The following is a 13,807-nucleotide window of genomic DNA, read 5'->3' as shown; positions in this document are numbered from 1 at the left end:
ACCACGACAGGGGTAGATGTGCGAGTTTTACTAGGCTTGGCTTGTGGTTTTTTGATAATCAGCGCTATGAGTTTCTTGTTGTCTTCGCAGTGACGGCGCAAGTCCTGTTGCGCCTGCTGCCAACGATAAGCCTGCCACAGCAATATGAAGGTCTTGTGCTGTTAACTCCAGGATTTGCTGAGTTTCTGCACCTGGGGTTATATCTAAGTCCACAGTAGACACTGCCGTTTCGCTATCTGCATTGATTGCTTGTGCGCCGAAATACGCACCACAGGCAAGAGCAAGGCCGCTCAAAATGTTACGAGACGTCTTTTTCCAATCAACAGACTCCGAAGTGATGGATTCATCGCTATACTCTTTTGACATACGCAAATTATAGCACAAAAATACCGAAATTACAAGCTGCTAGCGATACGTACTAATTGATCAGCGTTTAGAGCTGACTCGCCTTTAATTTGATACCAGGTACCACCGCTAACCCAGGCAGCATTGCTACCATCGTAAATATATATAGTTTTGTCGCCTTTTTGGAAGGTTTGGTACTGGTTTGTTTCGGTTGCTATGTAATTGTTAAGTAAAGTTTGGCTATCCCAGTCAGTCTTCTGCTGAATGAGACGGAACTGCCGTTCATCACTGTTTGACTTGTATCCTATGGCAATCTGCCCGCTACTGTATTGGACTGGACCTTGCAGTGAAAACCCAGCTGGCTGGTAGCTTGGTAATGATGCCCGAACTCCGGCACGAGTCGCAGCAACGTGTACAGCAATACCGGGGGCGCTTCGATAAGCTATGAATCCGCCTACAATCAAGACGACGAGTAGTGCCGCGCTTATGTTCATAGCTTTGGGGCTTAAGCGAAGCTTCCTAGCGACGTGGTGTCGCCTTGGAATCTTTTTAGCGTGCGGTTGCTCGTGGCTAGTTGCACTTTTGAGGGCTTTTTCAAAAGGGCTTATCGTCAGGGTCTGTTTTGGAAACCGAGGAGTATGACTTGGCGTAGGTTGGTCGGCATGGATAGGTGGCTGCTTGAGTGGTAGCTTCTCTACGGTTTGAGTGATCGGTGACGGGTTCCCGCTACCGAACTTACTTACCAACCTGCTCTTTGCAACTGCATGCGCACGAGCTGCTCTTTCGCTGTGCGCGCTAGTTTGTTGCGCCGGGTTGATTTTTGTAACATCCGATTTATTTTCTGCATGATGAGGGCTAGCTTGCGCTGGTTTTTTAACCGCGTGTCGCATTAATGTATTTGATTTGAGTTGTTTGTTATGTACGTCGCGAGCAGTTGTAGTAGCACGTTGACGCGGAGTTTGGGGTTGTTTAGAAGTCGTATGCTTGTTGCGACGCTTTGTAAAGCCGTCGACGTTACCGGCTTTTTGATTTGGGTTTTTAGGAGAACCCACGCCGTGGTTGTTGGCTGTAGACGTTTGTATCGGCTTTCCGGTCGAAGCATCATATTGCTTACCGTTAATTTCGATTATGTTGTGCCGTTGAGCCACAATTTTTACCCTCTTTTTGTAGTTAGTATACACATCTTAAACCTAAACCGTTGTTAGGAGCAAGTCGTTCCTAGTATCTATCTGGGAAAGTCCTGCTTTCATAACGCTTCTCTTGGCGCTATACTACCAATAGACAAAGTAACGTCTAATACGCAATTTATGGATTTTTTAGACCCCAAAAAGAAACGTGCACATAAAATAAGGCTCTATATCGGTTACGGACTGATGGCAGTTTTGATATTGAGTTTGGCGACGTTACTGCTTTTTCAAGCTTACGGCTATAATTACAACTTGCGCACTGGTGATATAACCCAAAATGGTTTGCTGTTTGTAGACGCTCAACCCGAACCAGCCCAAGTTATGTTAAACGGAGAAAATAAAGGAGCAACCGACCGACGCATGGTACTCCCCGCGGGAAGTTACACGCTTGATTTGTGGCGTGAGGGCTATAGAGATTGGAGCCGTAGCTTCCTACTCGGTGGTGGCAATATACAACGATTTGTATACCCTTTCTTGTTTCCTGAAAATCTCAATACAAATGTAGCGCAGCTTTATGGATCGCAACCTCCTAGGTTCATTACGCAAAGTCCCGATCGCCAATGGTTGCTTGCGCAGCGCACCAGTAGCGTGACTGTGTTTGATGAGATTGACCTAAGTGGTGAAACGGTTACAAGCTCTGCATTACTCATTCCGGAAGGTGTGTTTACTAAAGGTCAAAACAGCCGTATTGAGCTTGTAGAGTGGTCAACAAATAACCGCCATGTTCTGTTGAAGCATACGTTTGATGCTGGTACAGAGTATGTCTTGGTAGATCGTGAGCAACCAAACAATAGCGTAAATTTGAGTACAGAGTTTACTCAAACGTTTAGCAAAGTGACGCTTAAAGACAAGAGCCACGACGAGTTTTACTTATATAACAGCGCGAATCTTACGTTGCGAACCAGGACACTGCAAGACCCGGAATCTACACTCGTGTTACAAAATGTTAACCAGTATCACACCCACGGTAACGATGTAGTTCTTTATACGGCTGTTGATCCTAAAGACAATGAGACAGTGTCTTTGAATATACTAGACGGCAACGGCAAACATCAGCTAAAGGAGCTTGCTGACGCTAAAAATAATTTACTGGATATTGCTCGATATGACGGGGCTTGGTATGTGGTGGCTGGAACGCCCAAAGAAGGGAAAATTTATGTCTATAAAAATCCGGTCGATGCCCTTTCTAGAAACCCGGACAAGGCGCTTATTCCAGCGGCGATATTACGGATTGATGATGCGCGCTACGTCTCGTTTTCTGGCAATGCTCGGTCGATTGCAGCTCAGTCAGGCAGTAAGTTTGCAGTGTATGATGCCGAGAAGAAAGCTATTTCTCGTTATGATACAGATCTAGATGTACCAGACCAGCGTCAAGCGACCTGGATGGACGGACATCGCTTGAATCTGGTGAGCGATGGTAATGTTCATGTGTTTGACTTTGACGGCACTAATCAACACGGGTTAGTTCCGAGCTATGGCTCGTACCGTACGTTCTTTGATCGGGACTATGAAGCGATGTTTACCATAGCTCCTGCCCCAGATATTAACGACAGAGCTGCCCTACTCCGAGCTAGTCTAATCGTAGAAGACTAACCAGCTATTCACGTCAACAACCACCCTTTATCTTTATTCCAAACTAGTTCACTTTAGAAATTACCATTTTGCACATATGTGCATTTTTGTAAGAAACTGCGTGTTAGTACAATGTCAACATATGTAGGATATAGGGTACAGGGTGAAGGGTGCAGCACAAAAAGAAGCAGAGTCTACCAAACATGCGAGTAGTTGTGTGTTTTCGTAACCATGAGCTTCTTCTAACCCCTAGCCCCCATACCCCCACACAACCCTAAACCCTAAACCCCAGAACATTTCATCCTAATCTCTCCACCCTAAACCCTTCACCCTTAACCCTGTCTCCACCCTACACCCTATACCCTATACCCTGTACCCTAGCCCTTCCCTCTGCTATACTACCTACCATAAGCAAGTAGGCAAGACAGTAAGACAGCAAGACAGTGGAGCCACTATCAAACGGTTAATACAAACACTAGCCACAGCTACCAAAAAGACACTTAGCTTCATGGGCGAGCGGGTAGTCCCTATCCTGATTGCCGTACTACTGCTTGGTATCGGCGGTGCCGTGTTTGCTAGCCTAAACCCACCAGCCCCACCAACCGACCCATCCAGCCAAAGCTACACCCTAGATGACCTATGCAACCGCCTAGAAACCGGAGCCGCCGGTACTATGGTCGCAACCTTCACCGAACCAACCACCGGCCCAGGCGACACCACCCCAATGTGCAGCCTGGATGAACTGTTCGGCCTGTTGCCGGAAGCAGACGTGGATTGTGCTGAGCCAAGCCAGGTTATACCCGGTACGACCTACTGGAGCTTGTGCGCGGGCAGTGGGTTCGGCCCAAGCTTTAATTCGCCAGCTCGACTCGCAGCTACTGGTCAAAACACCTGCTATGACGCTGCTGGTAGTGTTATATCCTGTGCTGGCACTGGTCAAGACGGGGAATACCAAATGGGCGAAACCGCCAGCCCACGCTTTACCGATAACGCTGACGGTACCGTGACGGATAACCTGACTGGCCTGATATGGCTTAAGAACGCTAACTGTTTTGGTACCCGCACCTGGGAACAAGCCCTGAGTGATGCTAACGGTCTCGCGAGTGCAAGTTGTGGTCTTACGGATGGCTCTGTGGCTGGGGATTGGCGGTTGCCTAACATTTATGAATTGGAATCACTCCTAGACTTAGGTGTAACATCGGCACCACGTATACCCTCAGGCCACCCGTTTTCGGGTGTAGTAACAAACTACTACTATTGGTCGTCTTCTACCTACGTACCGAATGCGTCTCGTGCCTGGTTTGTGTACTATAATAATGGCACCACCGAAAACTACGGCAAGACCAACAACCACTCTGTCTGGCCCGTCCGCGGTGGCACCTCCAGTATCGCTTTCGCGCCACACAATCCGCCCACAGACCATATTGCTATGGATAACAGTCATGGCGGAGCAACCCTAGAAGATGCTGCCTTTGCTAGCTCTACCACTTGGTACCGTTCACTTCTGACCCGGCTCGGGAGTTTTCTGCCACGCAGTGGCGTAGCCCACGCTCAACTCACCCCACCCAGCGGCCCAAATAGCCCTACCTCACAGAAGCCCAGCCTCACCCAAATTTATAACCGACTTACAACCGGCACCTCCGCACTAACCCAAACCGGCTTTGTTGGTCCAACTTCTGGTCCAAGTACCACCACCATGTATAGCCTCAATGACATCATGGGAGTCATGCCAGCAGTAGATGATACCAACTGTGCTCAGCCAAGTGATGTCCTAGACGGACAGACCTACTGGGGGTTATGCAGTAGCGAGTGGGGGTACTTAACCGGAACGGCTGCAGATGTAGAACCTGACTGGCCAGCGCAACCTGCTGCCACCGGCCAAGATACCTGCTACGATGCAGGTGGCACCGTCATCTCCTGTGCTGGCACTGGCCAAGATGGTGAGTACCAGATGGGTCTTGCATGGCCAGACCCACGCTTCACTGACAACAGTGATGGCACAGTGACAGACAACCTGACAGGGCTCATATGGCTCAAAGACGCCAACTGTTTTGGTACACGCACCTGGACACAAGCCCTGAGTGACGCTAATGGTCTAGCTAGTGCAAGCTGTAGTCTTACCGATGGCTCTGTGGCTGGGGATTGGCGGTTGCCAAGCCGCCGTGAGTTTCGCAGCCTTATGAGCCACCAACATTCTACTCCAGCTCTCCCAGTCGGCCATCCGTTTTCTGGTCTGGTGCCCACCTGGTATTGGTCGTCTTCTACCTACGCTCCTAATACGTCTGACGCCTGGCACGTAGACCTGGGCGCCGGCCTCACCAACTCCCGTGGCAAGACCTTCAACAACTACGTCTGGCCGGTACGCTAGCCTAAGAGACAATGCGGGTCTTTTAATGGATAGTTTACAGTTAACAGTGGACAGTTTGAGGTATAGGGTATAGGGTTTAGGGTTCAGGGTGTAGGGTGCAGAAATTAGTGCCACAAACTGTACAAGGACGTTCCTTGTGCAGCGAGGATACAGCTTGTATCTTTTTTTGTGCCAAGGTCTGACCTTGGCATGTTCCTATTGTTAAGAACGTATTTTATTGTGTTTTTGATGCAGGGGGAATAAACGCGCCACTCGAGTGGCGCGTTTATTTTTCGCTTAAAAAACTCTCTAGCTTGAAAGCATGCCGACTATGCGGCTCCATAGGCTCGGAGCATTTGATGGTAAGATAGGCGGTTCTTCTGAAGTTGTTGACGGGGTGACTGAGCTGGCGATATTCTCGGCCGGATCAGGAGTGATTTGCTCACCGATCACCACGAGCCGGTTGGTGCTGGTGCCTGGCGGGTCGCAGGTTATAAGAGATACAGTAGACGGCCTATCTTGTGTCTCAAGTACCGATAAGTCATTTGGACTCACTACTTTCTTTTCATAAATTCGATAGACGTAACGCGTGCCTTCATAGTGCAGCATAAAGGTGTCCCCTTGCTTGAGGCGGTTTAACATAACAAAAGCAAATTTATATTTCCCGCTATTGAGGATGTTGTTGCTAGAATGGCCAAAAATTACCGCGTTGCCACGCTCGCCGGGATTCGGCGTTATACCATAGTGGACGACACCACGCTCCAAAGCTCGCTGAACAGCGTCCTCTTCTATAGACGGCTCATCGTAGACAACCGGAACCTCTACGTTAATTTTGGGGATAATGACGAGCGGATCGTCACTGATTTCTTCTGTATCGTCAACTATAATAGGAGTAGAGCTAACGGTTTGGCTTGGTGTGATAAATGGCGCAATAAACCGTTCATTAAAAAACCCAAACAGCATAAACACCATGACCAGGCTTCCCATACCAAGTCCAAACATGAGCGATCGAGCGTGTGCCGATTTTGGTGCTTTAGCTCGGCTGCTTACTCTTCCGATTAGTTGCCCTTTTATGTCAGACACGGTTCGTTTGTCTGATTTTGCAGCTGGGTTTTGCTGAGGTGCAGGGCTTTGTTGTGTATCGTGTTGCGAGCTTGGTGTTGATGATTGTGAGTGTTGTTGGGGGTGGAATGAATCACTTCTCCCGTGCTGCTCGTAAAATTCTTGCCAAACCTGGTGCTTTTCGTTATCGCTGAGCTGGGTGTAATATTCGTGCCAAGCGGTTTGGATTTCTGCCAATGACTTCCCGGAGGTGCTTAATTGATGCATGTATTGCTGGTGTTTCGAACGGTGTCGGTCGGCAGCTTCGGCTTCTTCTAGTTCCTCCTGAGCTGATGGTTCGGTTGCGTAAAGTTTGTTAATTTTTTCGCGTATGAAAGTCACGGCCGTATTATTATGGTCGTTGGATTCCAGCTCTGTATGTAGTGGCTCAACCACCTTGTCCTTTTTGGGTGGTTGCTGAAACAGAGGATTATCATTTGTTCGGTTTTCATCGCTTGGGTTCATAGATGCTCATGCTAGCCTTAACAGTGTAATTATATTACAATAAGCCAGTCTTTCCTAAGATAAGCTCGAGTCTGGAAGATGGCTTTTACAAACATTCTTTTACGTCTGTGCCGCGGTGGCGGAATTGGTATACGCGTGCGACTCAAAATCGCATGCCTTACGGCTTGAGGGTTCGAGTCCCTCCCGCGGCACCAGGCGTAAACGAATTAAAACCCTTGGGGCGTTTTCGTACGGGCGCGTCGCGATTGCGACCCCGGCAAAGCCGAACAAAATCGTGTTACTCACGGATTGATGTGACCCGACTTTCCGGCGGAAAGCCGGACGGGTCGGCGGGACGTGGCCGAGCCCCTCATCCAGTGTCACGAAGTATTTTTTGTCTATCAATAGTCTCAAGTAGTAATTGGCTACGTTTCTCAAGGCGTTGTTTTACGCTTAAGTAGTTTGGATTATCCGGTTCGTTTACTTCAAATTTACACTCGTGGATGATAGTACTTGCGGGCAGTTTGGACTCCCCCTCAAGTCGTAAATCTGGGTTTAGGCAAACCAGAGCAATGTTGTCGTCTGGCGGTGACTTTTGCTCCCAAGTATCGCTAGTTTTAGACTGTACTTTGTAGGTTAGTTCAGGTTCTCCTAGTTCGTCGGGATCAGTTAATACTGATATACCCCAACGTCGATTAACGCTTGCAGTGCTGCCTTGTCCGTGGTTCTCTGTCAGTAGAGAGGGTATTGCGCACCAGCTCCGATCTTTTAGTTCGTATATACCAAATCTTTTTAGCAGTAGCTTTAGGCTAATTTCTGTCATATTCCCAGCCAGCCTACTACGCTCGCTTTTGATGCCATTTACCTTTTGTGTGTTGTACTCAGACTCTTCTAAGCTTTTTAGCTCAGAAGACATTTCCCTATGTTTATAGCTATGCCACTCACCTACGCCAATAAGATCTTTGTAAGTTTTCTTTGCAATATATTCAGGAGGCAGGGTTTTATTTAATAGTAGCCATTGATATGTTTGCAGATAGGCTAGGTGCGTTAGGGACTTACCTGCACTGGATTCATGCCCTGCTCGAATTGTATCGTAGTTCATTATGCAGTTTTGCCAATTTGCTTCGGCACTAGAAAGCAGTTCAAGCCGTTTGTCGTCAAAACTATCCGGTAGTGCAAAAGCTTGTTCCAGCCTCGCTTCGCCGGCTTCACATTTTTCTTGTATTCCACCTCGCTCCAAGCGAGAAATCAATTTTTCGTCGCCCGCTGCTCCGCGCATAGCGTGCAGGCATTGAAAATTCACAATTGGGCTTTCGATTTCTCCTGAAAAAGGGGTGCGCATCATAGTTACCTTATTTAATTTATGACTTTTCGTCAAACATATTGTATATAGCTGTAGTCATAGATTCGAACGGTTTGTTTTTATTCTGCAGCCACCAGGTGCAGGTATGAGCTGCGGTTTTTACCCGCCAATGCTCAAGATCGTCAGTTAGCTTTGTGCTGCTCACCTGCCCGTTGCAAGCAACAATTAAGTTCTGCATGTGCTTAATAACAATATTGCACTCATGTGTTGAACTGAAGTCGTGCAGTACATCAACAAGCTGTACCAAATCCATCCCAAAAGTAACCGGGCGCGCATAACCACTCTTTTGCAGCAGTTTTTGTAGCTGAGCTATGGTGCAAACAATGGTCGTGTCTGGACGTTTGGTGATTGACTCTGGTGTATCGTGGAAGTATTCTAGGGCGTCTTTAGTTATCGTTAGTTGACCCGTGTAGTTGTTCGTGAACTTTTCTAGTATCACTGCTGTTTCTGAGTTTCTGCCTAAGTCTCCGGCGAGCAGTACTCCGTCTGCCCATTCTGACTGCAAAATAAGCTCACCGTAGGCATCTGCCGCAAAGCTGCCGCTTGGGGTGCTGGCGGCGAATTCGGCTTTGTCCAAAAAAGCTTTGATAATCTTTTTAATCGCATCGGGTAGTACCACGCGAGCCGATCCGACACCGGCTTTGCGCGCCTGATCATAAGCTTCTGCTGGAGCAGCAAAGCCGTGTGCATTGCCGCCAATAATTAGTAGTTTACCGGCGTGCATTTTATACTCCGGTCTGCTCCACATCAACGTTTCAAATAGCGGTTTGTCAGTTTGCTTTTGCCAGTACGTAGCGTCCATCTTGGGGCTCCAGTTTATAGATTACATTTTTGCGCTCAATAATAATCGGCCATTCACGCTTCTGCGCCTCTTCTCAAGAGTAGTTCATCCGGGTTGAATGCAGTTGGCTTTTCTACGAGCTCCAGCATCGCTACATCACTTTTACTGTCACCGATACCTACGCTGCCGTCATAGGTTAAGCTGTGTTTTTCGACTAACTTACGCAGTGCCGAGGCTTTATCGCGGCTAGCGAGCTCTTTCTCGCCGCTGAAGGCGCCCTTGTCTCTTAAATACCTGGTACCAATCCAGTCATCAAAACCATAGTATTTACCAATTTGTTCAATCAACTCATGGTGCGATCCGGATATAATAATTAGAAAATACCCATCAGAACGCAGTGTACGCAGCATATCTCGGGTGTAAACATATGTTTGATCCTTATACTCGTCGATCACTCCAGTTACCAGTTTGTCGAATTCTTTTGTACTGATGTTATGGAGCGCGTTCTCGTATATTTTTATCAGCGTGGACTCGTATTCTTTGAATGCGTCTGCGTGTTCACGGCGTTTCCAGACCATGCGTGCTTCTCGAAGCAGACGTTTAGCATCTTTACCCAGTGCTCCTTCACTCGCCAGCTTATCCACCAAAACGTGGTACAGCTGCCAGCGAATCAACGTCCCATCAATATCGTATGCCGCAAACTTCTTCATGATACTAGTGTAGCAAGATTAGTACTGATCATCAGCTTGGTCGGTGTCTGATCGTCCTTTCGGATTCGCTAACTGCTGCTTGACAATGTTGCTACCGTTTTCCATGATTTCACCTGGAATTGGTGTATCGAATTTTAGCTAAGTTCTGCTTGTTGCCAAGATCTGATATACAGCCGGTTCCAGTACCGTGGGCAACCCCATGTTCGAAGCCATCAATTGCGTGCATCTGATTGCTCTTCGCTCATTTGCCCTGAACTGCCTGTGACGCGCAATGACTCTATATTTCTGATTAAAAATCTGTCAAAGCCAGCAGATACAATCGCAGTATTCTCTTAAATGGTACTCCACTCAGCGGGTTTCTGCTGGATAGATCATTGGGTTGAGGATTGGTTCTACGTATACCTCTCCAGACACAAGAGCTACTAGACGTTCTTGCTGTGACTTTGTTCTGACGGGTAGAGTGTCTGTATGCTTTGTATTTTTTATAAATTTATTAAACGTCCTGAAAGGGCTTCTCATGTACTGCACGGTGCTTAATGCACTGACTGCAAAATCATATCCAAGCTGTATCCCACGCACATATTTATCTACTTCTTCGCTAGACAACTCTTCAATCATCATTCGTAGCTTCTTCTCTATAGATGTTTATATCGGTATCTATGATACTTGCAATTAGTTCGACGCTTGGTGTATACAGCACCTGCGATATCGGCTAACACCTGTACTTCATGCGTTCTGAGGTTATCATCGAGCAAGCCCTTCTATCATAAGGCTTAATATCGGGCAAGCACCGTAATCAGGTTAGTTCGCCTGTTTCTATGTAGCTCATAACTCATAACTGATACGTTATACACTGTTACAGCTTATATAACGCAAGCGCATAGAGATCCAGCCTTACATACACTGTTATGTGATAGATCTATTTATGGCGTAATCAGTCAACCAGGACGACTTTATGAAGAATGCGCGACAATTGCGACCGATTGCCTTCGCCGCGGAATGTTTTATCGATAATCCACAAGCCGTAACCGGTAAGCATTAGCAACTCGCCAAGTAGGGCTAGCTGGAACCAATTGACTGTCGGTACCGAACCAAATGTTATGTACCCGCCAATAACTATCAGTATAAACGAAGTAAATCGCAGCAATCTCCACCAAAAATATGATTTATTGCGTCTGACTTTTGTCAGTAAGGTATCAACCACGACGGTCGCGGCGCAGCCAATTCCGGCTAAGATAACGCCAAATATATGAATCCGGTATGGCCAAGGCTCCCAAGATATTGGCATTAGAGCGCAGCAATGTACAGGCCGACGACCGTCAGAGTCACAAGTCCGGTGATAGGACGGGCTCGCTTAAGTGTACGGCGCAAATAGTTACGCCATCGCCACAAACCATAAGCTCCAAAAAACAGTGACGCCGCTAGATATGGTGCGGTACGAACGTCACGGCCGAAGTCGCTAAACGCAGTTGACCATTGCAGCATGTCCGGCCTGATAGCAAAACAAACACCCATACCCAGCAGCAAAATCGACAAACCGCTCACACCCCACAGACGGTTGCCAAGCTTTTGCATGAGTCGAAAAATCATCACCTTATCGACGATAAAATGAACAGTCTTTTTGCCGTAACGTACCGTAATGCGCGGGACGGTCTGTCGGTGTTGTTTTTGCTTGCTTTTTGTTTTTGTAAGCGGCATATGGGCATCAGTATAGCAGTTTTTACGTAACCACTTTAGAGGTCAATAGCCGAGAGTCGGTAAAAGATATCAGTTTTAATACCTAAAAGCGGCAGAGGGCTTTGGGCTGGGCTAGCTCCTTATAGGCATCAACCTCTACGGCAATCACCTCGCCGGCTTGGTTTATGACCGAACGAATCATTGATTCCAGTTCGCTGATAGCTTTGGGTAGTTGCAAGACGATAGAGTGGACATCGCCGGTGCGTACGTTGTCAGCGGTATTACGGAAAATTGGCAAGTACAGTCGCTGAACTCTATCGGCGGCAGCGGCTTCAGTTATTTCGGAGTGACCCATGACCACGTGTTCTGGGCCGCTTGCTAGCAAGTTCTGCACTAATTCCTCGCGTTGATGTTGCTGGTGTTGCTGGATGATTTCTGTGGCTGCATCGTGCAGCATCTGCGGCGTGTGGGACTCAAAATTGCCGGTTAAAGCATGCGGCAGGGTGTGCTTGTAGTGGATAAATTTATGCAAATTACCCACTCTATTCTCGGTTCCGGCTAGTAATAACGGTTTGTCGTGACCGGATAAGTAGGCATCAGTTGCTCTAGCTACATCACGTAAATACTTTATGATATCGTCTGCTATTGCTTCGTCGGGTTCATGCCCGTGGAAATCACCGCGACTACCAGTGCTGTCTTTTGGAGCGCCTTGGTGTTGTAGCTCGTAGGAATATTCCATGTTAGCGAGCCTGTCCTGGAATGATTCTGGTAATTGAGCGTCTTCTATCTCATGTAATGTTCCATGAGCTGATTTTAGTAAACGAACCCTGGATAAATTAACGTCTAGTACATAAAACCCAGTAGCTATGCTGTGCATAATAATAAGCGGGCTGATGACAAACTCTTTATCAATATACGTAGCCTCGGTCGGCTCAAGCGGCAAATGCATAAACTCAAAGCCGTTTGCATCGGCAAACAGTGCCAACCCGACAGCTTGGTGCTTCCAGAACTGCGTATCATCAAGCACGTCATGAAGCGGCTTAAGTATATTTTTATGAGCATGCTTGTCGAATTTTGGGTCGTTTTCAATAGCTTTTAGGGCGTTTTTGAGGCGAGTTTTATCCTCGTTAATCGACGCACTATTGGATTTTGGGTGGGTCGGTATGTAAATGCTGAGTTTAGGCCCGGCGGATGTTCTTTTATGCAGAGTTTGTATGCTCTTACGTGTTAATTCCATGAAACCTCCCCTTTTATTAGGTGCATATTTACGGTCTTTACTGCTCGCCGTAAACACAGAGCTTCTTATTAGAAGCCTACTTAAAAGTATGCATGATTATCACAAGTGTTGCAGCCTAGTTTCTCTCATATCAACCAGATTTTTTGCCAAACTTCTAGGCTTTAGCATCGGTGGAGTGCTGGTAGCAAATACATCCGCCGAGGCCGGTTTGGGCTTCGTGGTACATTTGCGCCGGTATATCGAGTGTGTCACCGGGCTGCAAGGAAATGTCCTGGCCGTTGACGGCGTATATTACTGTGCCTTCGGCGCACCATAGCCGTTTGTCTTGTTTGCTTGCTTCACCGGGTATTGCTTCGCCCGGCTCGGCGGTCCAGCGGTCGGCCTGAATGTTGTGCTTTTCTAAGAAAAGTTCCAACTCTTCCTCGGCTGATTCGTATGCCCGTGACCATCGGTGTTTTCTAAGCTTCATGCCCTCATTGTCCCCTACTTCCGCAGCTATTGCTAGGGCAGAAGAAGAAAACCTAGCACAGCCTTGGCTTTCCTATTTAGCTCCCACACCTTCACAAGCTAACTAGCCCTAACTTGTCCAGCAAAAGTAGTGTTATTACAATCGATAGGAAAAGGATCACAGTCACGATCTGCCAATCCTCATCACGATGGAATCTCCCAAACCTGTAGAAATACTTACCACTGTAGTTTAGGTCGCCGCCACGTACGTTTTCATCACCGTACATATTCATATACATACGTATTTTCATATTTTCAGCTAGCTTAGCTTGCTCTAGTGTTACGTTACCTAGGTCCTCTTTGTAGGTTAGCTCAATTGGTTTATATTTTTTTGTCCACTGCGCACCAAGAAAACCGTTAACATGCTGCTGAAACCGCTCTTCTGGTGTTTTAGAAGTAATCCCAACGTAAAACTTGCCCTGCTCCAGCTTCAAAACATACAACCACCAGTGCTTCTGAGGGGTTTCTGTGTTTTCGCTCATGCTAGGAGTATATCACTAGACTTTGTCGAAGAAGGTTGAAATAGGATTCTTGAA

14 protein-coding genes and 1 tRNA gene are annotated in these 13,807 nt (G+C 47.3%); 3 read left to right on the top strand and 12 right to left on the bottom strand.

What is annotated here, in order from left to right:
* Positions 1 to 30: 30 nt before the first annotated feature.
* The gene (locus tag U5K77_00290) at positions 31 to 366 is read right to left on the bottom strand and encodes a hypothetical protein (GenBank protein ID MDZ7744188.1); all 336 of its coding nucleotides are present in this window, start codon (positions 364 to 366) and stop codon (positions 31 to 33) included.
* Between the two features lie 29 nt (positions 367 to 395).
* Positions 396 to 1,526 carry a DUF4367 domain-containing protein gene (locus tag U5K77_00285; protein ID MDZ7744187.1) on the bottom strand — a complete coding sequence of 377 codons (1,131 nt, stop codon included), beginning with the start codon at positions 1,524 to 1,526 and terminating at the stop codon, positions 396 to 398.
* A gap of 126 nt (positions 1,527 to 1,652) precedes the next feature.
* Here U5K77_00285 and U5K77_00280 point away from each other — a divergent pair, with 126 nt between their 5' ends.
* Together U5K77_00280 and U5K77_00275 are read left to right on the top strand one after the other, a co-directional pair.
* Positions 1,653 to 3,125 carry a PEGA domain-containing protein gene (locus U5K77_00280; protein ID MDZ7744186.1) on the top strand — a complete coding sequence of 491 codons (1,473 nt, stop codon included), beginning with the start codon at positions 1,653 to 1,655 and terminating at the stop codon, positions 3,123 to 3,125.
* A 487-nt stretch (positions 3,126 to 3,612) separates the two neighbouring features.
* On the top strand, positions 3,613 to 5,472 hold the full coding sequence (locus U5K77_00275) for a DUF1566 domain-containing protein (GenBank protein MDZ7744185.1): 1,860 nt from the start codon (positions 3,613 to 3,615) through the stop codon (positions 5,470 to 5,472).
* Between the two features lie 288 nt (positions 5,473 to 5,760).
* Here U5K77_00275 and U5K77_00270 read toward each other — a convergent pair whose 3' ends face one another.
* Positions 5,761 to 7,017, bottom strand: coding sequence for a sortase (locus U5K77_00270; GenBank protein ID MDZ7744184.1), 1,257 nt, complete (start codon positions 7,015 to 7,017; stop codon positions 5,761 to 5,763).
* Positions 7,018 to 7,126: 109 nt separating this feature from the next.
* Between U5K77_00270 and U5K77_00265 the strand changes: the two genes are divergently transcribed.
* A tRNA-Leu gene (locus U5K77_00265) sits at positions 7,127 to 7,211 on the top strand.
* A 155-nt stretch (positions 7,212 to 7,366) separates the two neighbouring features.
* Here the strand turns inward: U5K77_00265 and U5K77_00260 are convergent.
* The 9 genes from U5K77_00260 to U5K77_00220 form a co-directional block, all read right to left on the bottom strand.
* The gene (locus tag U5K77_00260) at positions 7,367 to 8,374 is read right to left on the bottom strand and encodes a hypothetical protein (protein ID MDZ7744183.1); all 1,008 of its coding nucleotides are present in this window, start codon (positions 8,372 to 8,374) and stop codon (positions 7,367 to 7,369) included.
* Positions 8,358 to 9,161: a hypothetical protein gene (locus tag U5K77_00255; protein MDZ7744182.1), complete on the bottom strand. Its 804-nt coding sequence runs from the start codon at positions 9,159 to 9,161 to the stop codon at positions 8,358 to 8,360. Before U5K77_00255 ends, U5K77_00260 begins: the two co-directional genes overlap by 17 nt.
* 53 nt (positions 9,162 to 9,214) lie before the next feature.
* Positions 9,215 to 9,850: an HAD-IB family hydrolase gene (locus U5K77_00250; GenBank protein MDZ7744181.1), complete on the bottom strand. Its 636-nt coding sequence runs from the start codon at positions 9,848 to 9,850 to the stop codon at positions 9,215 to 9,217.
* Positions 9,851 to 10,198: 348 nt separating this feature from the next.
* A complete protein-coding gene (locus tag U5K77_00245) occupies positions 10,199 to 10,471 on the bottom strand; it encodes a hypothetical protein (GenBank protein MDZ7744180.1) in 273 nt (90 codons plus the stop codon).
* A gap of 313 nt (positions 10,472 to 10,784) precedes the next feature.
* Positions 10,785 to 11,138, bottom strand: coding sequence for a hypothetical protein (locus U5K77_00240; GenBank protein ID MDZ7744179.1), 354 nt, complete (start codon positions 11,136 to 11,138; stop codon positions 10,785 to 10,787).
* Positions 11,138 to 11,548: a hypothetical protein gene (locus tag U5K77_00235; protein ID MDZ7744178.1), complete on the bottom strand. Its 411-nt coding sequence runs from the start codon at positions 11,546 to 11,548 to the stop codon at positions 11,138 to 11,140. The genes U5K77_00240 and U5K77_00235 overlap by 1 nt, the downstream gene beginning before the upstream one ends.
* A gap of 82 nt (positions 11,549 to 11,630) precedes the next feature.
* The gene (locus tag U5K77_00230; protein MDZ7744177.1) at positions 11,631 to 12,764 is read right to left on the bottom strand and encodes a hypothetical protein; all 1,134 of its coding nucleotides are present in this window, start codon (positions 12,762 to 12,764) and stop codon (positions 11,631 to 11,633) included.
* Between the two features lie 154 nt (positions 12,765 to 12,918).
* Positions 12,919 to 13,233, bottom strand: coding sequence for a hypothetical protein (locus U5K77_00225; protein MDZ7744176.1), 315 nt, complete (start codon positions 13,231 to 13,233; stop codon positions 12,919 to 12,921).
* 91 nt (positions 13,234 to 13,324) lie between these two features.
* Positions 13,325 to 13,753 carry a GIY-YIG nuclease family protein gene (locus tag U5K77_00220; protein MDZ7744175.1) on the bottom strand — a complete coding sequence of 143 codons (429 nt, stop codon included), beginning with the start codon at positions 13,751 to 13,753 and terminating at the stop codon, positions 13,325 to 13,327.
* Positions 13,754 to 13,807 lie beyond the last annotated feature (54 nt).

The organism is Candidatus Saccharibacteria bacterium (assembly GCA_034521515.1).
Classification (GTDB): Bacteria; Patescibacteriota; Saccharimonadia; order Saccharimonadales; family JAXHMH01; genus JAXHMH01.
The sequence above is the reverse complement of the archived record's forward strand: the minus strand, read 5'-3'. Positions and strand labels throughout refer to the sequence as shown.

Excerpts from the sequence above, each read along its gene's own strand:
- U5K77_00225 (MDZ7744176.1), bottom strand. The coding sequence starts at position 13,233 with ATGAAGCTTAGAAAACACCGATGGTCACGGGCATACGAATCAGCCGAG.
- U5K77_00275 (MDZ7744185.1), top strand. The coding sequence starts at position 3,613 with ATGGGCGAGCGGGTAGTCCCTATCCTGATTGCCGTACTACTGCTTGGT.
- U5K77_00255 (MDZ7744182.1), bottom strand. The coding sequence starts at position 9,161 with ATGGACGCTACGTACTGGCAAAAGCAAACTGACAAACCGCTATTTGAA.
- U5K77_00270 (MDZ7744184.1), bottom strand. The coding sequence starts at position 7,017 with ATGAACCCAAGCGATGAAAACCGAACAAATGATAATCCTCTGTTTCAG.
- U5K77_00290 (MDZ7744188.1), bottom strand. The coding sequence starts at position 366 with ATGTCAAAAGAGTATAGCGATGAATCCATCACTTCGGAGTCTGTTGAT.
- U5K77_00240 (MDZ7744179.1), bottom strand. The coding sequence starts at position 11,138 with ATGCCAATATCTTGGGAGCCTTGGCCATACCGGATTCATATATTTGGC.
- U5K77_00250 (MDZ7744181.1), bottom strand. The coding sequence starts at position 9,850 with ATGAAGAAGTTTGCGGCATACGATATTGATGGGACGTTGATTCGCTGG.
- U5K77_00245 (MDZ7744180.1), bottom strand. The coding sequence starts at position 10,471 with ATGATGATTGAAGAGTTGTCTAGCGAAGAAGTAGATAAATATGTGCGT.
- U5K77_00230 (MDZ7744177.1), bottom strand. The coding sequence starts at position 12,764 with ATGGAATTAACACGTAAGAGCATACAAACTCTGCATAAAAGAACATCC.
- U5K77_00280 (MDZ7744186.1), top strand. The coding sequence starts at position 1,653 with ATGGATTTTTTAGACCCCAAAAAGAAACGTGCACATAAAATAAGGCTC.
- U5K77_00220 (MDZ7744175.1), bottom strand. The coding sequence starts at position 13,753 with ATGAGCGAAAACACAGAAACCCCTCAGAAGCACTGGTGGTTGTATGTT.
- U5K77_00235 (MDZ7744178.1), bottom strand. The coding sequence starts at position 11,548 with ATGCCGCTTACAAAAACAAAAAGCAAGCAAAAACAACACCGACAGACC.